This is a genomic window from Chitinophaga niabensis (assembly GCF_900129465.1).
GTDB classification, from domain to species: Bacteria; Bacteroidota; Bacteroidia; order Chitinophagales; family Chitinophagaceae; genus Chitinophaga; species Chitinophaga niabensis.
Window position 1 is genome coordinate 1,327,346 of record NZ_FSRA01000001.1, and the last position, 20,303, is coordinate 1,347,648.

The following is a 20,303-nucleotide window of genomic DNA, read 5'->3' on the forward strand; positions in this document are numbered from 1 at the left end:
TGACGTGGAAAAATCCTAACCAAGATATAAAATTCAATCAGACAATTATAATTCTTCCTCAGTATCTTCTTCCGTTGTGCTGAAGTTCATCATGGTACCCAGCAGGTCGGAAAAGCGGGTGGAATTTTCAATGGTCTTTTTGCTCAGCAGGGAATAGGCAGAAAGGCCATGTAGTACCATTTCCATCATCAGCAGCGACTCCTGTTTATTGGCTTTCGGGAAAAGCTGTTTAACCAGGTCCGGCAGGCCGGCCACGTTCTGCAAAGCGGCTTCGTACTGTTTATCCGTAGTATCCTGCAGCAGCTGAACGCTGTTGCCTTTATCGAACCACTGAATGATGCCGCGGTATGGGTTTACATCCGCCGCACCTGCTTTGCGTTTCTTGAAAGCATCCGGGTTGGGGAAGTATTGGGCAAAAAGAGTGCGTACGCTCTTTTCCAGCAGGTTTAAAGCTACCTGCAGCGGGCCTTCCTGTTCCCCTTCGTACACCAGTTCTATTTTACCGGTAATGGCTGGTATAATGCCCTGCAGATCGTTGATCCGCACAAAAGTGCTTTTCTCTTTATTGATAATGGCCCTGCGTTCCGCTGCACTGATGGCATTCTCAAAGGCTGCAATGGTGAGCCTTGCGGAAACACCGCTCTTTTTATCCACCCATTCACTGCTACGTGCTTCAAAAGCCACCTGCTCTATCAGTCTTTTAATGATATCCGGCATTTGCACCAGGCCCTGCTGTTCCGCATGCACATTGGCTTCCTGTTCAGTGATCAGCAGGGAGTTTTCCAGTGTTTTGGGATAGTGGGTGATGATCTGGCTTTCTATCCGGTCTTTCAGTGGTGTAACAATGGCGCCACGGTTCGTGTAATCCTCGGGGTTAGCGGTGAACACAAAAAGGATATCCAGGGGCATCCTTACTTTGAATCCGCGGATCTGGATGTCTCCTTCCTGCAGGATGTTGAAGAGTGCTACCTGTATACGGGCCTGCAGATCGGGCAGTTCATTGATCACAAAAATACCGCGGTTGGAGCGGGGGATAATGCCGAAGTGGATCACCCTTTCATCTGCGTAGGTCAGTTTTTCATTAGCTGCCTTAATGGGGTCCACATCGCCGATCAGGTCCGCTACGGACACATCCGGTGTGGCCAGTTTCTCTCCGTAACGTGCTGCGCGGGGCAACCAGTCGATCGGTGTTTTATCGCCCATTTTGGCCACCATGTCCCGCCCGTAATGGGAGAGAGGAGCAAAAGGATTATCGTTTATTTCGGAACCGGCAATGATGGGGATGAATTCATCCAGTAGCTCCGTCATTTGCCTGGCCATACGCGTTTTGGCCTGTCCCCTTAAACCCAGGAACAGGATGTTGTGCCGGCTGAGGATGGCTCTTTCCGTATCGGGGATCACCGTATCATCGTAACCGATGATGCCGGGGAAGGTGCTTTCTTTTCCTTTTAATTTCTCTATGAGGTTCTGGCGGATCTCTTCCTTTACAGTTCTGTATACGTAACCGCTCTTTTTGAGATCGCCGAGTGTTTTGATCTTTTCCATGTCTCGTGTTTCTTGTGATTATACTTTTTTCCTTTTCCCGCTTTCAAAATCATAGAACAGGAACTGCCCTAGCTGATCTGTACCGGAGAAGAAAGCTTTACCATTATTGGTTTCGGTGAATTCATTCACAAACTGCTGCAGCCAGGGATCGGTAGCCACCATAAAAGTAGTGATGGGGATCTTCAGTTTTTTGCACTGTGCTGCGAGGTTCAGCGTACGGTTCAGGATCTTGCGGTCCAGCCCGAAGCTGTTCTTGTAATAGGATTTGCCCTGTTTGAGGCAGGTGGGCTTTCCGTCTGTGATCATAAAGATCTGTTTGTTGGGATTGCGCCGCCTCCGCAGGATGTCCATGGCCAGTTCCAGACCGGCTACGGTATTGGTGTGGTAAGGGCCTACCTGTAGATAAGGGAGGTCTTTGATCTCTATCTGCCAGGCATCGTTGCCGAACACGATAATATCCAGTGTGTCTTTGGGATAGCGGGTGGTGATCAGCTCGCTGAGCGCCATGGCCACTTTTTTAGCGGGTGTGATCCGGTCTTCCCCGTAGAGGATCATGGAATGGGAGATATCTATCATCAGGGCAGTGGAGGTCTGGGTTTTGAAGTCTGTTTCCCTGATCTCCAGGTCGTCCTGCTGCATGGAAAAGGCATCTATGCCATGATTGATCTGGGCGTTACGGATGGAAGCCGTCATATCTATCTGCTCCAGCGGGTCCCCGAACTCATAGGGGCGTGTTTCCGCATTCATTTCATCGCCCATACCGGATTTACGGATGTTATGGTCGCCGATGGAAGATTTCTTCAGTTTCCCGAATATTTCGTCCAACGCGCGCTTTCGGATGGTTTGTTCTGTTTTGGATGTTATTGCAAAATTGCCGTTCTCCTCGTTTTCACGAATAAAACCCTTGTCTTTCAGATCCTGTATAAAGTCCCCTATGCCATACTCGTTGTTGCTCAGCTGGTATTCTTTATCTAACTCAGTGAGCCACTGTAGTGCTTCTGCTACATCACCGCTGGTGTAAGTGAGCAGCTGGGTAAAAATGTCCAGCAGCTTTTCAAACGGCGACTGGCTATTTTCGGACGGATCGTACCTGGAGAAAATAAAGCCTTTCATATCAGGACTAAAATTACGATAAAATGAGTTACCACACCTTTTCTGCTGTTATCCTTGCATTACTGAAAAAAGCCGCTTAATTTTCCAGCATCTTTCATTACGGAAAAATTGATCACGTCTATGATTTCACTGAAAAAAGGCTTGCTGGCAATGGGTTTGATGGCTGCTATGTATGCCATGCCTGCCACCGCGCAGAAAAAAGAAGCTAAATTGGGCTGGAAATTTGGCGCCCAGGCTTATTCATTCAGACTTTTTACCCTGGCGGAGGCCCTGGATAAAATGGATTCCTGCGGACTGCAGTATGTGGAATGTTATCCCGGCCAAAAGATCGGCGGTGGCATTGAAGGGAATATGGATTACAAAATGGACGCCGCCAAGCGTGCCCAGGTGCTGGACCTCCTGAAAAGCAAAAAGAAAACCCTGGTGGCTTTTGGTGTGGTGAACGGCAATAATGAAACAGAGTGGAGGCAGATCTTTGAATTTGCTAAAGCCATGGGCATTAAGAGCATCACTTCAGAACCAGCCCGCAAGGACCTGGACATCGTGTCCAGCCTCTGCGATGAGTACAAGATCAAGCTGGCCATCCACGATCACCCGAAACCGAGCCATTACTGGCATCCGGACAGTGTGCTGGCAGCTATTAACGGCCGCAGCAAATACATGGGTGCCTGCGCGGATATCGGTCACTGGGTACGCTCAGGCCTGGATCCGGTAGAGTGCATCCAGAAACTGAACGGTAAAGTGTACAGCCTGCACTTCAAAGACCTGAACGAAAAGTCGCCTAAAGCGCATGATGTGATCTGGACCACCGGTGTTTCCAATATGGAAGGGGTGTTAAAGGAACTGAAAAAGCAGAAGTTCCAGGGGCTTTTCTCTGCGGAGTATGAGCATAACTGGCAGAACAGCGTACCGGATATCACGCAAAGCGTGAAGAATATCAGGGCTGTGGTCGAGAAATTATAATCTTTTTAAAAGCCATCCTCCGGGGTGGCTTTTTTGTTTAGAAGCGTTCCATAAATTCATTCGGAACAATACGCCAGCCCACTTCATAGAGCTGCCCTCCCAACCTGATATCTTCACATACATACACTCTCGGGCCTCTTTCATTCCCGGTATTATGCCCATGGAAATGTAACTGACCAGCCACCAGCGCCTGGTAAGTAAGCGCAAAAGCGTCGCCGGAAGGGTTATCATGGGCTAGTTGCCTGCCCATCCGCTGATTGTACACATCTTCTGCATAACTGTTATGATCGTGAATGCCCAATGTTACATAACGCATTACTTCCCGCGCATTCTCGTAAGCTTCTCCATAAAAGGCCGTGGCTTCCTCTCCGCATTCCTGTGTACCCCGGCAACCTATCCAGCAATGACCAAAGGCATCTGAACGGTCTTCCGGGATGTATTTGAGACCGGAGAGCGTGGTGAGGTAATTGCCATCCCGGGCAGCAGCATGCAGGTAATCCCATGTTCGGGTACTCATTTCTGCAAAGAGGCCACGCAGGCAGGCAATGTCTTCTCCGGCACCTTCAAAAAGCCCTTCGAAAGGATGAGGGTAAGCCGGGAAAAAAGATGGAGTGCCGCCACCGGAAGGGGTAGGGCCTCCAAAGAAACGGGCAACGGAGAGGCCTGTTTCTGATGTAGCAGAGGTGGATTGTCTTGGGGCGAACATATTGTAATATACGAAATCGGATGATCAGGATAAGATGAAATGTAAACCGGACAGCAACTGTTCGTATCCGGACAAATATATAAATTTGTTACTGTTTAAGCTCGTTATTCAGAATGCCTTCAAATATGGCAGTCTTGTTGTTGTTACCTCAGCACAAAATCAGCCGGAATGTTTAAAAACTACCTAAAGATCGCTTTCAGGAACCTGTTAAAGAACAAGGTGTATTCTTTGATCAACATTTTTGGATTGGCCATAGGTATGGCTGCCTGTTTTTTCATCTTTCAATATATACGTTTTGAATTAAGCTACGATAAATTCCACGTGAACGGGAACAACATATACCGCGTGCCCATCACTTACGCCGGCGGTTTTTCACAAGGCACCAATATCCTGAACCACCCGGCTGTAGGCCCTGCCATGAAAGCAGAATTCCCGGAAGTAGTGGCGCAGGCAAGGATCACACCTACCAGTACCTTTGAAAAGACCATCACTGTTTCGAAAGATGATGGAAATGGAAATGTGATACGGTTTAATGAAAGCAGGATCTTCTCCGCAGACCCTTCTTTCCTCACCATGTTCTCCTTTCCTTTCCTGGAAGGAGACCCTGCCACGGCGTTGAATGATCCGGGGAATACAGTGATCTCGGAAAGTATTGCCCGGAAATATTTTGGTAACAGCAGCGCACTTAATCAAACGTTGAACTTCAACGGATTTCCTTTAAAGGTGGCAGGTGTTTTCAAAGATGTGCCTGAAAACTCGCATATTAAATTTGATCTGCTGGTTAAAATGGGTATGGGCGATGCTAATTTCGGCTTAACAGAATGGGGCTGGCCGGAGTTTTACAACTATGTTCAGTTAGCGCCGGGTACTGATCCTAAAAAGGTAGAGGCAAAATTTCCGGCCTTCGTGAGTAAATACCTGGGTGCAAAAATGAAGGAGCTGAATTTCCAGGTTACATACAGTTTGCAGTCGCTGGGAGATATACATCTCAGATCCAAAAATTCAGGAGAACTGGAAGTGAACGGCAGCCAGAGCATTATTTACTTCCTGGGCATCCTGGGTGTTTTTATCATTGTCATTGCCTGGATCAATTATATCAACCTTTCCACCGCCAAGTCTATGGAGCGTGCCAGGGAAGTAGGGCTGCGGAAAGTGGTAGGTGCTACACGCATGCAACTCACCGCACAGTTCATTTTTGAATCCCTGATCATCAACTGCATTGCACTGCTGATGGCGATGGTACTGGTGATTGCTTTCACGCCGTATTTTGAGCAATTCATAGGCAAACATATCGGAGAAGCTTTCTTTGCTTCCGGTTTGTGGAAACGCTGGTATTTCTGGGCTATCTTCTTCGCTGTTTTTATTGCAGGCGCATTACAGGTAGGGGCTTATCCTGCATTCATCCTATCCTCTTTCAAGCCAATCATTGTATTAAAAGGAAAACTCCTGCCGGCAAAAGGAGGTATCTCTCTCCGTAAAGCATTGGTGGCATTTCAGTTTGTGCTCTCTATCATATTGATTGCAGGTACTATCACGATGTACAGCCAGCTTTCCTATATGCGTAACCAGGAGCTGGGATATAAGCAGGATCAGTTGTTTGTTGTGAAAGTACCTCCACCGGGAGATTCAACCTTTTTTTCAAAAATAAGTTTCTTTAAATCGGAGATAGAAAGGAATCCTGCTATCGGCAGTATGACGGCTTCCAAGGATATACCCGGCAGCCGCATCTATGGGCGTAACGGCGTAAGAAAAGCAGGGGAGGACAAAACAAAGAATTTTGTAATTGGGCTAACGGAAATAGATAAGGACTTTATACCGGTGTACCAAATGAAACTGGCGGCAGGTACCAATATCCCGGAAGATGGGAAAACGAACGTATTCGAAACCAAACAGGCCAAAGTATTGATCAACGAAACGCTGGTAACTAAACTGGGCTATCCAAACAATGAGGCTGCCCTTCATGAAAGAGTGATCTTCACATCCTGGTTTGGTGATATTAACTGCGAGATAGTAGGGGTGGTGAAGAATTATCACCAAAGGTCTTTGAAGGATAAATACGAATCCACGCTCTTTTACTATACCAGCGGCGCTACACCGAATTATTTTTCCATGAATGTGGGTACAAAAGACCTGGCTAAAAACCTCGCTTACGTAGAAGGATTATATAAGAAAACATTTCCCAGCGCTGCATACGAAAGTTTTTTCCTGGATGACCATTTCAACAGGCAATACCAGGCAGACCAGCAGTTTGGCAATATATTCGGCCTCTTTACCATACTGGCTATCATTGTAGCCTGCCTGGGACTCATAGGGCTTTCTACCTATGCCATTAAACTCCGTACCAAAGAGATCGGCATCAGAAAAGTACTGGGTTCCACTACTTATGCTATTGTGTATCTTTTCTCCAAAGACTTCATTCAGCTGGTAGGTATTGCAGCGGTTGTGGCTTTCCCGATCATTTACCTGGGAGCCAATGAATGGCTCAGCAATTTTGCTTTCCATATCAGCCTGAGCTGGTTCATCTTTGCAGGGCCTCCTTTATTACTGCTCATGATCTCTTTGCTCACTATCGGCTGGCAGAGCTTTAAAGCTGCATTAGCCAATCCCGTGAATAGTTTGCGGAATGAGTAATCGGATAGTCCATCAAACTAAAATGATAATCTATTGGATCGGGTAGCGTGGCATCCTAACTTTATCGGATGATGAAAAGGATCTCCACGCTACTCTTTATTGCCTGCCTCAGTTGCAGCGCCATTGCCCAGCAAACTTCCAGGGCCGTTATGGATGGCTTTATGGACAAACGTTTTGGAATGTTCATTCACTGGGGCCCGGTTGCCCTCCGGGGAGAAGAAATAGGCTGGTCCCGCGATAAACAAATATCCAAAGCGGATTACGACCAGTTGTATAAAGAATTTAACCCCGTTTTGTTCAACGCAGATGAATGGGTGAAAACTGCAAAAGATGCAGGCATGAAATATCTCACTATCACTGCCCGCCATCACGATGGTTTTTGTTTGTGGCCTTCTGCCTTTACGGAGTATGATATCGCCGCCACGCCTTATAAGAAGGATATTGTGGGCGCACTGGCCAAAGCCTGTAAAAAAGCAGGCATCAGGTTCTGTATCTATTATTCCGTGCTGGACTGGTACCATCCTGAATACCCGATCCACTCCGCACATGATCAAACGCCGGACCCCAAATCTGATATCAATAAATACATCGTTTTCATGAAGGCACAGCTGAAAGAACTGCTGACCAATTATGATCCCTATATGTTATGGTTCGATGGTGGCTGGGAAAAGCCCTGGACGAATGAAATGGGGAAGGATATGTATGCTTACCTGAAATCGATCAAACCTGATGTGATCATCAATAACCGCCTGGGTAAAGAGATCGCCGCGGTGGAAAATAAAAAGATAGATGCTGCTGCCATGGTTGGTGATTATGATACGCCGGAACAGGTGGTGGGCAGGATGAATATGAACATGCCCTGGGAAAGTTGCTTCACCATCTGCAGGCAATGGGCCTGGAAGCCAAACGATAAAATGAAATCATTGAAGGAATGCCTCTTCATTCTCGAAAAAACAGCCGGTGGTAATGGTAACCTGTTATTTAACGTAGGCCCTATGCCCGATGGCCGTATAGAGGCACGGCAGGTAGCCCGTTTGAAAGAAATGGGAGACTGGCTGCAAAAGAACGGATCAGCAATTTATGGTACCTGGGGCGGCCCTTTTTCACCTACTGATCAATACGCTGCTACCCGGAACGGAAACAAAATATTTATCCATGTCCTGAAAACAGATACTACGCAACTTTCTTTACCTGTTATCGAAGGCCGGAAAATAAATAAAGCTTTTGTGCTGGGCACACAGCAAGCGGTTACGTATAGCCAGCAGGAAGGAAAGATCAATTTAACCCTTACACCTGCTACGCTGAACTATGTGATCGTACTGGAAATGGACGGGGATGTAATGAAAGCGCCTGTTATCTGATCAGGAAGCCTGCCCACTTGTAAAAGCCGCAAATACCAATACGTTTTTTGGTTATAAATTTACAGCAAGGCAGACCTACTATTATATGAAGGATGTGTTATAACAGCAGTTAGCAGATGGTCAGTCATCCGCTTTTACTACTATTTATAATGATTATTATCCCGAATTGTATTTCCATATTGGCATATTAAAATGGAATAATTGAATATGGTATTATATGCAAGAAGCCTGCAACAGATAAAAAACTTATAATACAAAAAATAATTACGAACCGGTATTTTTTTAATACCGGTTCTTCCTTTTTATATGTCTTGATAAAATAGTATCCTAAAACAATTAAATGTAATATAGTACCCGGCAAATATGCATAACTTTCATACTTATAATGATCACCAGCACCCATTCCTAACAAAAAAGCACTTAACAGCGAAACATATCTTATTACAATAAAAAGCGCAATATTAATTATACACAACAATAGAAAAGGCATATATTAATTATTTTACAGTTACTTTAATCCCATATTTTGCCATATTTGAAACAAAATTATTTATGACCTTCTTACTATCTCCTTTATTATTTTGCCAGGATTGAAGAAAAGCGCCCACCTCTTTTGTAAAAGAAGCAGTAGAATGTGCTTCAATCACTTTTTTACCAACATCAGTTGTAAATGCTGCTTTCAATCCTTTCATATTCTTTCCTGAAAGGCCATCAGCTTCATGATCCATTGAGTAGCTATTATCAACGAAAGTATGAAGAAAGCTAGATTGATGAGGGGCAAGATTTAAAACAAACTCAATGACATTATTTGCATCTGCGAATTTATCTAAAGTTTAATTGTTTTATCCTAGACATAGGGTAAGGGTATTGTTTATTTAGGTAAAGATTTTTCGAATTGTAAGTTTACGAGCTTTATTAGATGGTAAAATCATCAAAGGTCCAGGAACAACATTAACAATGTTGAGTGAATAGTAGAAAAAAATTAGGTATGGGTTATTCATTCACTAGATTGTCCGTATTATTGATTTTAGAAATCCGGGTTATTAATCATACTTAAAAATAGTACAAAACCAATAAAAATAGTGCAGGGCCTTAATATTAATTGTAGTGGAATTAAAAAAAGGCCGTCTCAAATAAAGAGACGGCCTTTCCATTTTATTTCTTAGTGCTATCAGGCACCGTGCTGAACTGCTGCCCGGTTTCCTGTTGCTTCAGTGTATCCTTATTACTGAAATCTACTTTAAGCTGTTTCAGCATACCGAGGAATTGCTCGGCACGTTGTGCATCATCCTGCAGATCGTTGGTAAAGAGCCTTGCAGGCAGGCTGCGGTAGTAACGCAGCTGTTGCTCCAGGTCTTTTGTGATCTCTGCAGAGATAGCATCCGCTTTCTTCGCATTACCGGCTATATAGTAAGCATATACTATTTCCATGCTCCAGAGGTTATGCATGTTACCCGGAGAGGTCATGGCATAAGGCATATTGCCGGGCAGGAATACAGAATCCTGCCTGTCCAGCACCTGCAGTGCTTTATCTTTTTTACCTTCTTTTACGAGGGCAACACCGAGTTTGGTATAAGCATTCCGCACGCTTTGCAGCATACGGCGATTAGGCTCGTCGAAATAAACGCCGGCAATGTCCACACTACCATACACGAACTTATCCATGAGGTTGTTGTACATTTTGCGGGTTTGCACCTGGTCGTTCAGGCCGGGCAGCATTTCGTTGGAAGGCAGCCTGCGTGTTGGCACCAGGCGATAGGTCAATCCTTCCACCTGCAGGAACTCGTTAAATCCGAGGTCTACCGGGCTGGTGAAATAGATCGGACGTTTAAAGGCGTTGGCTGCAATGATATCATATACGGCCAGGTCGTTCTTATAGATCACGTTTTTCTTCTCAGGCAGTACGATGGGCACCTGCGGCATAATGCGGCCACTATCCTGGATATCTACCGTACCATTTTTTACCACTTCATTTACATCTACGGGGATGAAGAATTTCTGTGTAGGCAGGTAGTTCACTTTTTCACCATTCTGTAAAGGCACCTTGGCGCCATCATTGTCTTCTCCCACGAACTGGATCACTTCTTTCAGGTTAAAGAAGCTGTTCTGCGGGATCTTACCGTTGTCGTAGTGCATCACGTAATTGCGGTTTTCACCACGGTATTTTTCAGGTCCCAGGATCATTTCAATGGCCGGACTTTGGTTTACAGCTTTACGTTGCTGATCAATGTACCAGTCAACACCCAGTAAGCTGAGGTTGATCACCCGTACATCCGGACGAATGCCTTCTACCTCCTGTGCATACCAGAGCGGGTAAGTATCGTTATCACCCACAGTAAAGAGGATGGCATTTTTATCGCAGGATTCCAGGTAATCGCGGGCTACGTCGCGGGCGATCACTTTCTTGGAACGATCGTGATCATCCCATCCCTGCGCACCCATTAATACGGGTGCAGCGAGAAGGCCGAGGCCTATTGCAACAGGGGCTGCAACGGTCTTTTGTTTCTTCACGATGAAGTTATAGATGCTTAATACACCCAAACCTATCCAGATGGCAAATGCGTAGAAGGAACCCACAAAGGCGTAATCCCTTTCACGCGGCTGGTTACCGGCCTGGTTCAGGTATACTACAATGGCCAAACCGGTAAACAGGAAGAGCAATGCTACAATGATCGCATCTTTCCTGTGGCGGTTGTAATGGAAGAAGAATCCAATGAGGCCAAGGATCAGCGGGAGGAAATAGAATGTATTACGAGCCTTATTGTTCTTCAGGCTGTCCGGCATTTCAGACTGGTCGCCATACAACACATTGTCCAGGGGAGCTATACCGGAAATGGTATTACCATCGCGGGGATTACCAAAGCCCTGCACATCATTTTGTTTACCGATGAAGTTCCAGCCAAAGTAACGCAGGTACATGAAGCTTACCTGGTATTTGAGGAAGAAGTAAATATTATCACCAAAAGAAGGCGCTTCGCCATCTTTTAATCCCAGGAATGCTTTGTAGTAATCAGCATGGCCCTGGTCGTTGCTGGCATCCCATACGCGGGGGAACAGCATTTTATCCTTGGCAGCATATACGGGTACCTGTTTTTTACCCACCACTACATATTCTTTGTTACCACGGGCATACAGGTTGCCTTGCTCTTCGTAAGATTCAGGGCGGGCAGTGAACACCTGGCCATAGATCAGCGGGAAATCGCCATACTGCTCACGGCCCAGGTAACCTACCAGGGATACAGGATTGTCCACATTATACATATCCACGGAAGGGTTCGCGGAAGAGCGCACCATAGTGGTTACGTAAGTGGAGTAACCCATCAGCAGGAACAGGATGCAGGAATTCGCCAGCTGCACCACGTGCCGCAGTTTCTGTGCATTCAGTTCTATGCCGAATAATTTGATGAAGTAAGGGATCAGCAGCACACCAATGCCCACCACAAAGCGGAAAATGAGTACTGCGGCACTGTCACCACCTGTGAAGGCCGGGATCAGCACTACGGTGGCTACAATGATCAGCGGTACATACAAACCGAATTTAGGTTTATAGTAACCGTAGATCAGTAAAGCGATGATGGCTATGAAGTAGAATGCGAAACCGGAGAAGAAAGGCAGGCTCAGGCTGTTCACAAAGAACACGTCCATCATACCGGATGCCTTGATAGTGTCCTGGATGATGAACTTCTGTACCATACCGGTGAGCGCACAACCTATAATAAAGGCCCAGATAGCCCCTGCGGTAGTAGGGGTTTTGGTGCGCTTGTAATAATAGATCATTACAATGGCGGGAATGGTCAGGAGGTTCAGCAAGTGTACCCCGATGGACAGCCCCATCATGTAAGCGATGAAAACGATCCAGCGGTCGCCGTACTTGGTATCTGCTTCATGTTCCCATTTGAGCATGGCCCAGAATACCAGTGCGGTGAAGAGGGAGGAAAATGCGTACACCTCACCTTCCACGGCGGAGAACCAGAAAGAATCGGAGAAAGTATATGCCAAAGCGCCTACAACGCCGGCACCCATTACGGCCAGCAATTGCTGGCTGGAAAGTTCTTCACCGGTTGTGGTGAACATACGGCGTGCAAAGTGGGTAATGGTCCAGAATAAGAACAGGATGGTAAAACCACTGGCCAGGGCGCTCATGATATTTACACCCAGGGCTGCTTCAGAAGGAGAGAAGGGAAGGGTAAAGAGCCTGCCCAGCAATACAAATAAAGGAGCTCCCGGAGGGTGAGGTACCTGTACCCTATAGGCCGCGGAAATGAACTCGCCGCAATCCCACAGGCTTCCCGTGGCTTCCATGGTCATTAAATACACACTACAGGCAATTATACACACGATCCAGCCTGTAATGTTATTAATCCTGTTAAAATTCATAAGGTTGTTTTATATAATTCCGACAAAAATAGAAAAAGTAACCAATTAAGCTAATGTGAACAACAGTTTTAACTTTTTATAAATATTTTAACAATTGGATGGATTGGGGCGATCGGAGGGAAGTACGGTAAATCAGGCTGTTATGGTGTTCTGTTTTCCAGGCTCCAGGCTTCGGGTTTTCCGGTGAACCAGCCTTTAATGGCCGTCCAGGTGTCTGCAAATATCTCCGAGTGGCGGTAAACATCCAGGGCTTCGGTATTTTCCCAGTGGCTGTAGGTGAAATATACCCCGATATGGGTTTTGTCTTTCCAAAGCTCGAGGTGAGTACATCCCGGGAAATGGCGGATATCCGCCTGGCGTTCCGCAAAAAGCTGTTCAAAAGCAGTGGTTTGCGCGGGGTCGAAGGTCAGTTTCACGATCCGGATCATTATTCAAAGATGATTTTCACGGTTTGGTAAAAGGACAGTTGCTGGTAAACACCTTGCTGCAACTGATCTCTCCGGAAGCCCTGCAGGCCAAACAGCCCGGCGGCGTTCCCTTTATTCACAGCTATTTCAAGATACCCGGCAGCATTGAAGAGCGCCAGTTTCTGGCCTTCCGGCACATCTGCATAGGTTTCACTGATATGGGTGATCATTTCATCCCTGCGGAAGAATATGGCGAACTTGCGTCCCTGCTGCTGGGCAATGAATTGTTCCCGGGTGATGTTCACCACTACGTTCTCAAAATTATCGATGTGTATGATCTGCCCTTCGATATAGTCTTCCCCGGTCAGCGGCTGCAGGTTATTTTTCACTGTCAGCTCCGTAACCGGTGTACCTACCTGTTCCATGGATGCGCCTTTTATCATGGCAGCAATGGCCAGGGCCATCACCTTTACCATGTTCAGGGTGTGTTTGTTCTCACCCGCTACCAGGGGCAGGCGTACCACCTGTGTTGGCTTTTCCCCGGCTATCATGGTCACAATACCATTATCTGCACAGCAGATGAACTGGTTATTGTGCCGGGCCATCAGCAGGTAATCTGCTTTACGGTCGAACAGGTTATTCAGCACCAGGTGAAAGGTATCTTCCGGAAAGTATTTAAATGCGCTGCGGCAGATATATGTGGCCTGCGGCAGGTTGAAAGGAGAGATATGATGAGAGATGTCCACTACCTGAGCATCCGCGCAGTGTTGCAGCAGCAGGCCCTTAATGGCGCCTGCGAGGTAATCCTGCAAACCGATATCGGATGTTAGTGTGATAATGGGCATGTTATAGTTTGGGCGCTAAAACCCACAAGGGTATTGCAAATCCTGTGCAAAGAAAGTCATTTTCAATGAGAGTAAGAGAATGTGGAAATTAAAAATTATTCACTTTTTAAAGGAGAGCCCGGTTCCTTTTTAAAGTGATTGAACACCAGCTTATCTGCCAGGCCGGGTAAAAGCTTGCTCAGCAGTACGGTGATCTTGCCTTGTGAAGTTAGTACCAGGCTGCGTTTGCGTTTTAATATAGCCTTGAGCGTATGTTGCGCAACGGTTGCTGCACTCATCAGTTTGTTCTCATTCAAAGGTGTTTCCTGTTGGGATTGCCCGCTTTTATCCAGCGCCGTATTGCGGATATTGGAGGCAGTGAAACCCGGGCAGATCCACATTACATTTATACCTGTATGCAAATTCTCCGTACGTAAAGCTTCCAGGAATCCCTGCATGGCGAACTTAGAAGCGGAATAACCGGTCCTGCCCGGTAAACCCCTGTATCCTGCAATGGAAGAGATACCCACTACGGTACCTTTGTTAGCCAGGATAGAAGGGAAAGCATATTTGGTACAGTATACCGTTCCCCAGAAATTAATATCCACCAGTGTTTTGAGTACTTCCACATCCGCATCATGGAACAATGCCCGCATACTGATGCCGGCGTTATTGATCAGCACGTCTATCTTCCCGAACCGGGCCAGTGCATTTTCTATAAAGGCTTTGCAATCTGCTTCTTTGCTTACATCGGCGGGAAAGGTATGTAAGGCAGGATGGTTCAGTTCCTGCTGCAGGGCATCGAGGGTGCTTTGTTTGCGGCCACATACGGATACATTGGCGCCGGCCTGTAAAAATGCGATGGCCAGTGCCTTTCCGATACCAGAGGTAGCGCCGGTGATCACAACAGTTTTATGCTGAAAGGAATTTTGCATGGCGCAAAAATAGACAGATTTGTTATTATATTTGCATTTCATGAACATTGCCTGACATACCCTCTCTGCCTGTCTCTAACGGCCTGCCTTACATGTAAACATGGAGAGGGTTACCCCTATTTTCAGCAGATATAGACTTTATCATTCAGGAATTATTTAAACATGCAACCTAACTCAGTTATCATTCAACAGGAAACTAAAGTTGATCATAAATTCGTTTTTGAAATACATAAGCAGGCGTTCAGGGGGGAAGAGGAGGCCATCCTTGTAGACCGTTTGCGCACAAGCCCTGTGTATGTTCCGTCACTTTCACTCGTTGCCATCATTGGTCACCGCATCGCAGGGCATATACTTTTTACGGAGATTAAGATCGGTAAAAGGAATGTGCATGCCCTGGCATTAGCACCGCTTGCTGTGTTACCGGAATTTCAGCATCAGGGCATCGGCGGGATGCTGATCAGGGAAGGACTGTCTAAAGCAGCGGAGGCCGGCTATGGTTCCGTGATCGTACTGGGGCACGAACATTACTATCCGAAGTTCGGATTTGTACCTGCTTCCAGGTGGGGGATCACATCACCCTTTGATGTGCCGGATAATGTTTTTATGGGGATGGAATTGTTCCCCGGGGCATTGGATGGTGTTTCCGGCATGGTGGAGTATGCACCGGAATTTTTGCATTAAGGTGCGATTTTTGCACTACATAATACCTCACTAAAATTCAACACCATGTTGCAGGATTTCGTAGTTACCAAGGCACTGGACATTAAAGCACCTGTTTCCAAAGTGTGGAAATTTCTCACCACTCCGGAAGGGATAAAGGAATATCTTTTTGGCACCAATGTAACCAGTGAGTGGAAAGTGGGCAGCCTGATCCGTTTTACCGGGGAGTATGAAGGCAAACCTTATGAAGATAAAGGTACTATTGAAGTGTTCGATAAAGAAAAGGTGTTTGAATATACCTATTACAGCAGCTTCAGTGGTGTGCCGGATCAGGCGGAGAATTATTCCCTGGTACGGATGGAACTGGAGCCGATCGAAGAAGGAACGCGGCTGAAAGTGAAACACAGCAATTTCCCTACGGAAACGGTTTATCAGAACAATGAGAAACAATGGGATATTGTAATGGATACGATTAAGGATAAAACAGAAGAGCGCTATTAGCGCTCTTCTGTGGTTTTAGAATGGTGGATGGAATGATCATGTGGATCATCTGTTAGTCTTTTATTCATTCTATCTTTTTTACATTATCCTCCCGGTTCTTCTCCAACCGCAGTATATCAGGATCCACCACCGCGAGTGCAGGTTTCTCTTTCAGCACAATACGTGTTTGATAACCTTTATACACCATTTTACCTGTATCATCATACAAAGCAATACCCAACCTTTCCTCCGGTGCATTACTCTTTACCTGCAGCTTCACTTCATATTCCCCGGAAGGTAATTTTTTCATGCCGGCCTCCTCTAAGCTAAGGTCATACAGGAACTTTGTTTCCCACCAGCGATGTATCAGTTGGCGTTGTGAAGGTGTGGCAACTGCATAGAAGTTACTAAGCAGGTCTGCAGTAGCAGGCCTTGTTCCCGGCCAGCTATGTGCCTTCAGTAGTCCGCGTAATGCGGCATTGATGGTATCGCTTCCCATTTCAGCCATCATAGCCTGCATAACGATGCTGCCTTTCTGATAATGCACATAACTTTCAGTACGGCTTTCTTTCAATGTTGTTTCCTTATTTGCCCGGGAAGAGATATAAATATTATGTTCGACCAGGTGATACTTCGTGAGCCAATCTTTGCCTTGCAGTTGCTCCGTGATGATCGCCTCTGCATAATTGGCCAGTGTTTCCGTGAGCACTTTGCTGCCTGCTATGCCCAACGGCTCCACCTGGTAAGCCCACCACTGGTGCGCTATTTCATGCGCGGTAACAGAAGTGGCATAATCCATCTTTTTCAGATCAGTACCGAAAATGAAATTCTCTTTAAGGAATACAATACCCGGGTATGCTGTACCTGCACCGGGGTAATGCGGTATTTCCACTATCCTTAGTGTTTTATACTGGTAAGGGCCAAAGATGCGGTTATATGTTGCAAGGGATTGCCGGGCGGCAGTAAGTATTACCGGAACATTCTGCCCGTGATAATAATAGATCTCCACACCATTCACCTGCTGTTGCTGATACTTCCCGGAGGCCAGTGCGAACATGAAGGCAATGGGGCCCTCTGTTTTGTAGTGAAAATATTTTCGCCCGTTCTGTTCCCATTGTTTTTCCAATGTACCTACTGTAAGGGCTGTTTGATCGATAGCAGTACCGATAGTGGTTTCGTAATGCACCCAGCTGTAATGCAGCGCACTATCATCCGGTTCGGTATCATACTCTTTGGTTAAACCCAGGGAAGGGGCATAACCGATGTAGGGAATGTTCTTTTCCAGTTCTATATAAGCACTGTTCTCCTGCACGGAGTTCTCCGGGTTGTAAGGTGTAAAGGCAGATGTGGAGGCTGCGAGAGAAAAGGAGAGTTCGATGGAATCTCCCGGTTGCAAAACGCGTTGTAACCTGAAGCGCCGGAACTTATAATGATCGTCGTTTTCAAGCAGCGTTGCGCCAGGTATGGAAATGTTTATACTGCTCACGCCTGGTGTAATACCTGTGAGTATTTCAGGGATAGGCGCTGCTGTGTTGTTGAGCAGGTGGTAAGTACCCTTTACCGTATATCTTTTTTCCGCAGGATATAACTCAACAGCAGTTTTAACAGAAGTGATCACCGGCTGCGGCAGAGTGGAATAGCGCATATATTTCTCCCGGTATACGTTGCCCCAGTTATCGTCAGAAGATGGGGTCTGGTAAAAGATATAACCGGCAACAAGCAGTGCCGCAATACCTGTTATATACCGCCATACACCAGCCGCCAGCAGCGCGATGCAAACTCCCATCAGCATATACCAGTGGAATGCAGTTTTGTAATGTCCCCATCCGTTCAATGCATCATACTTCATTTTAAATGGTGCAGCAAAATGCCAGAGCGGATGTTTAAGGCCGAAATTATCTCCTTCCAGCAAGAGGTACAAGACAAAAGCAGATAACACCATGCCGATGTATTTGTTGGGAACATGCCGTTGTATGACGAGGAATAATATGCCGAATATGGCCATAGGTACACCACTGTAGTAATAAAGTGATAAATAAGTACCTAAAGCATAATCAGTATAGCCCACGGTGGTTTGCATGATAACTGCAGCTGCAATATTCACTGTAACCAGTAACCCCGCCATCGTGATCATGGTCAGGCATTTGGAGAAGAATAATACACGCCGTGGTGCAGCAGTAGCATCTATCAGATCCTGCATACCTGCCTGTTTTTCCCGCCAGCTGATCTCTGCAGCATAATAGAGCAGTAACAATTCCAGCAGGTGTGTGTCGCGCAGCCGGGCTGCTATTTCTCCCGAATAGGGAATGAACCGCATGCCAAACATGCCCTGCAGAATGGTCTGGTAAAATTCCATGCCCATCATAAAAAGCCATAACAGCACCATGATCAGGAACGGCAGGCTTTTTAGCACGCTTTTGGTACCCAGCCGCCAGGATTCCAGCAGCACGGCCTTTCGGTTACCGGCAGATAAAACCACTGGTGCATAAGGTATGCCCGGTGCAGCAGCCGCTATTTGTTTTTTCTCTTTGCCGGATGCAGTAAAGGAAGCAAAAGAAAACCGGAAATAAGTAAGCGTGAGCAGCAACAGGGAAACGAGTATCCAGCAGATCCTGTTCGCGGTGAAATGAAGGTCCGGCACAATGGTCAGCGTATTCATTTCATCTTCCGTCCATCCTTTGGTTTGGGCTAAGAAAGGCACAAAGCCAAAAGGGTCTGCTAAGGCATATAACAGCGCATGTTCTGTACCTGTGGGAGAAGAGCCTGCCATCAGGGGGGAATTACCGGCCAGCGAAGCCACGAAATACAGGATGTACAGTAATATGCCACCCGCATACACGGATGCCGTACTGCGGAACAGGTTAGCGATCAGGAAGAGGCTGGCAGCACTGAATAACACATTAGGTACGCCTATCAGGCAGAAAGCCTGGAAGTAATAAAGCAACTGCACCGGCCCGCCGGGCTTCACCATTCCGCCAGCGATCATGCCTGCAATACTGGCCAGCAGTATACAGAGCCCGGCTATCATCAATCCTGAAAAGCGTGTAACCAGGTAGGCCTGTTTTGTTATACCGGTAGCATATATGATCTCCTGCATGCGGTATTCGCTATCGCGTAAAACGGCACTGGCGCAGAGGATGGTCATGGCGAATAATGCGGTGATGCTCACAAAGCAGAGGATGAAATGGATGGCATAAGGCCCGTTGTTCCATACTTCTGCCGGGCCAATGTTAGCCTGTGTTATCGCAAAGCCCAGTACGGAGAAGAACAGTATGGCAAAGAGGAACAGCTTCTTTTTATACTGATACGTCCATTCAAATAAGATCAGCATGGTACAGGAGTTTTGGGATAACCATAACGTTCGGAGAAATACACATCTTCAAGAGAAACTTCGGCAGGAGAGAACCCTTCTCCCGGATCATCCGCTGCATATATATGCAGCAGTGTTCTGCCGGATACCATGCGGGCTGTAATAACCGGGTATGCTTTTTCATAATGGGGCAGCGCTGCTTTTGCAATGGTCTTCTGCCATACTTTGCCGGCAAGTGCCGCTATCAGCTCATCCGGCACGCCTTCCTGTATCACTTTGCCATGGCCCAGTATGGCCATACGCGGACAAAGCTCTTTCACATCTTCCACAATATGCGTGGAAAGGATCACTACTACCTGTTCACCGATCTCTCCGAGCAGATTGTGAAAGCGATTGCGTTCTTCCGGATCTAATCCTGCGGTAGGTTCATCTGCAATGATCAGCTGCGGATTACCCAGCAAGGCCTGCGCAATGCCAAAACGTTGCTTCATCCCACCGGAATAGGTACTCACGGCCTTGCGCCTTACAGGGTATAGGTTGGTCAGTTCCAGCAGGGATAAGATCTGTGCCCTGCGTTCCCCCTTGTTATGTATGCCTTTGAGGATAGCAATATGCTGCAACAGGTCATACGCAGAGATGCCGGGGTAAACGCCGAATTCCTGCGGCAGAAACCCCAGTTGCTTTTTATTGACAAGGCCGCCGTTAAAGGTAACGGTGCCACTGTCTGGCAATTGAAGGGTGGCAATGGTACGCATCAGTGTACTCTTGCCTGCACCATTGGGCCCCAGCAGGCCAAACATGCCTTTAGGGATGCTGAGGGTGATGTTGTCCATCGCTTTCACCCCGTTAGAATAGATCTTGGTCAGGTGTTGTATCTCCAGCATTTTTTTATGGCAAGCTACAGGTATGCAGCTCCGCCGGAAAGTAAAAATGATCAGGGTTGTAATTGGGATGATGAAACGTTCATCCGCAAAAATGATCCCTTCATCTC

General features: G+C 46.7%; 15 protein-coding genes. 5 read left to right on the top strand and 10 right to left on the bottom strand.

Translation table 11 applies throughout. The features are described 5' to 3' along the window. Positions 1-45 precede the first annotated feature (45 nt). Entirely contained in the window at positions 46-1,545 is a 1,500-nt protein-coding gene (locus BUR42_RS04990; RefSeq protein ID WP_074238173.1) for a magnesium chelatase ATPase subunit I, read from the bottom strand. Positions 1,546-1,563: 18 nt separating this feature from the next. Beyond that, positions 1,564-2,658: a vWA domain-containing protein gene (locus BUR42_RS04995; protein WP_074238174.1), complete on the bottom strand. Its 1,095-nt coding sequence runs from the start codon at positions 2,656-2,658 to the stop codon at positions 1,564-1,566. A gap of 120 nt (positions 2,659-2,778) precedes the next feature. Here BUR42_RS04995 and BUR42_RS05000 point away from each other — a divergent pair, with 120 nt between their 5' ends. Then, positions 2,779-3,621 (top strand): sugar phosphate isomerase/epimerase family protein, encoded by an 843-nt coding sequence (locus tag BUR42_RS05000; protein ID WP_074238175.1) that lies wholly within the window; start codon positions 2,779-2,781, stop codon positions 3,619-3,621. A gap of 37 nt (positions 3,622-3,658) precedes the next feature. Here BUR42_RS05000 and BUR42_RS05005 read toward each other — a convergent pair whose 3' ends face one another. Next, a complete protein-coding gene (locus BUR42_RS05005; RefSeq protein WP_074238176.1) occupies positions 3,659-4,327 on the bottom strand; it encodes a hypothetical protein in 669 nt (222 codons plus the stop codon). 168 nt (positions 4,328-4,495) lie between these two features. Here BUR42_RS05005 and BUR42_RS05010 point away from each other — a divergent pair, with 168 nt between their 5' ends. Both BUR42_RS05010 and BUR42_RS05015 read left to right on the top strand, forming a co-directional pair. After that, positions 4,496-6,958 (top strand): ABC transporter permease, encoded by a 2,463-nt coding sequence (locus tag BUR42_RS05010; RefSeq protein WP_074238177.1) that lies wholly within the window; start codon positions 4,496-4,498, stop codon positions 6,956-6,958. Positions 6,959-7,026: 68 nt separating this feature from the next. Continuing rightward, entirely contained in the window at positions 7,027-8,319 is a 1,293-nt protein-coding gene (locus tag BUR42_RS05015) for an alpha-L-fucosidase (RefSeq protein ID WP_074238178.1), read from the top strand. A 497-nt stretch (positions 8,320-8,816) separates the two neighbouring features. On the opposite strand, the gene BUR42_RS05020 is transcribed toward BUR42_RS05015, so the two are convergent. From BUR42_RS05020 to BUR42_RS05040, 5 genes are all read right to left on the bottom strand, one after another. Beyond that, the gene (locus tag BUR42_RS05020) at positions 8,817-9,047 is read right to left on the bottom strand and encodes a hypothetical protein (protein WP_074238179.1); all 231 of its coding nucleotides are present in this window, start codon (positions 9,045-9,047) and stop codon (positions 8,817-8,819) included. Between the two features lie 427 nt (positions 9,048-9,474). Further along, a complete protein-coding gene (locus tag BUR42_RS05025; RefSeq protein ID WP_074238180.1) occupies positions 9,475-12,696 on the bottom strand; it encodes a glycosyltransferase family 117 protein in 3,222 nt (1,073 codons plus the stop codon). A 140-nt stretch (positions 12,697-12,836) separates the two neighbouring features. Then, a complete protein-coding gene (locus tag BUR42_RS05030) occupies positions 12,837-13,124 on the bottom strand; it encodes a putative quinol monooxygenase (protein WP_200798215.1) in 288 nt (95 codons plus the stop codon). Beyond that, positions 13,124-13,948, bottom strand: a complete 825-nt coding sequence (locus BUR42_RS05035) for an SAM hydrolase/SAM-dependent halogenase family protein (RefSeq protein ID WP_074238182.1) — start codon at positions 13,946-13,948, stop codon at positions 13,124-13,126. The genes BUR42_RS05030 and BUR42_RS05035 overlap by 1 nt, the downstream gene beginning before the upstream one ends. Positions 13,949-14,043: 95 nt before the next feature. Beyond that, positions 14,044-14,862, bottom strand: coding sequence for an SDR family oxidoreductase (locus BUR42_RS05040; protein WP_074238183.1), 819 nt, complete (start codon positions 14,860-14,862; stop codon positions 14,044-14,046). 162 nt (positions 14,863-15,024) lie between these two features. On the opposite strand from BUR42_RS05040, the gene BUR42_RS05045 reads away from it, so the two are divergent. Then, positions 15,025-15,543, top strand: coding sequence for a GNAT family N-acetyltransferase (locus BUR42_RS05045; RefSeq protein ID WP_074238184.1), 519 nt, complete (start codon positions 15,025-15,027; stop codon positions 15,541-15,543). 45 nt (positions 15,544-15,588) lie between these two features. Further along, the gene (locus tag BUR42_RS05050; RefSeq protein WP_074238185.1) at positions 15,589-16,023 is read left to right on the top strand and encodes an SRPBCC family protein; all 435 of its coding nucleotides are present in this window, start codon (positions 15,589-15,591) and stop codon (positions 16,021-16,023) included. A gap of 64 nt (positions 16,024-16,087) precedes the next feature. On the opposite strand, the gene BUR42_RS05055 is transcribed toward BUR42_RS05050, so the two are convergent. Both BUR42_RS05055 and BUR42_RS05060 read right to left on the bottom strand, forming a co-directional pair. After that, positions 16,088-19,333: a M1 family aminopeptidase gene (locus tag BUR42_RS05055; RefSeq protein WP_074238186.1), complete on the bottom strand. Its 3,246-nt coding sequence runs from the start codon at positions 19,331-19,333 to the stop codon at positions 16,088-16,090. After that, a complete protein-coding gene (locus BUR42_RS05060; protein WP_074238187.1) occupies positions 19,327-20,196 on the bottom strand; it encodes an ABC transporter ATP-binding protein in 870 nt (289 codons plus the stop codon). The genes BUR42_RS05055 and BUR42_RS05060 overlap by 7 nt, the downstream gene beginning before the upstream one ends. Positions 20,197-20,303: the final 107 nt, after the last annotated feature.

Coding starts and splice junctions, on each gene's coding strand:
- BUR42_RS04990 (WP_074238173.1), bottom strand. CDS start 1,545: ATGGAAAAGATCAAAACACTCGGCGATCTCAAAAAGAGCGGTTACGTA.
- BUR42_RS04995 (WP_074238174.1), bottom strand. CDS start 2,658: ATGAAAGGCTTTATTTTCTCCAGGTACGATCCGTCCGAAAATAGCCAG.
- BUR42_RS05000 (WP_074238175.1), top strand. CDS start 2,779: ATGATTTCACTGAAAAAAGGCTTGCTGGCAATGGGTTTGATGGCTGCT.
- BUR42_RS05005 (WP_074238176.1), bottom strand. CDS start 4,327: ATGTTCGCCCCAAGACAATCCACCTCTGCTACATCAGAAACAGGCCTC.
- BUR42_RS05010 (WP_074238177.1), top strand. CDS start 4,496: ATGTTTAAAAACTACCTAAAGATCGCTTTCAGGAACCTGTTAAAGAAC.
- BUR42_RS05015 (WP_074238178.1), top strand. CDS start 7,027: ATGATGAAAAGGATCTCCACGCTACTCTTTATTGCCTGCCTCAGTTGC.
- BUR42_RS05020 (WP_074238179.1), bottom strand. CDS start 9,047: ATGGATCATGAAGCTGATGGCCTTTCAGGAAAGAATATGAAAGGATTG.
- BUR42_RS05025 (WP_074238180.1), bottom strand. CDS start 12,696: ATGAATTTTAACAGGATTAATAACATTACAGGCTGGATCGTGTGTATA.
- BUR42_RS05030 (WP_200798215.1), bottom strand. CDS start 13,124: ATGATCCGGATCGTGAAACTGACCTTCGACCCCGCGCAAACCACTGCT.
- BUR42_RS05035 (WP_074238182.1), bottom strand. CDS start 13,948: ATGCCCATTATCACACTAACATCCGATATCGGTTTGCAGGATTACCTC.
- BUR42_RS05040 (WP_074238183.1), bottom strand. CDS start 14,862: ATGCAAAATTCCTTTCAGCATAAAACTGTTGTGATCACCGGCGCTACC.
- BUR42_RS05045 (WP_074238184.1), top strand. CDS start 15,025: ATGCAACCTAACTCAGTTATCATTCAACAGGAAACTAAAGTTGATCAT.
- BUR42_RS05050 (WP_074238185.1), top strand. CDS start 15,589: ATGTTGCAGGATTTCGTAGTTACCAAGGCACTGGACATTAAAGCACCT.
- BUR42_RS05055 (WP_074238186.1), bottom strand. CDS start 19,333: ATGCTGATCTTATTTGAATGGACGTATCAGTATAAAAAGAAGCTGTTC.
- BUR42_RS05060 (WP_074238187.1), bottom strand. CDS start 20,196: ATGCTGGAGATACAACACCTGACCAAGATCTATTCTAACGGGGTGAAA.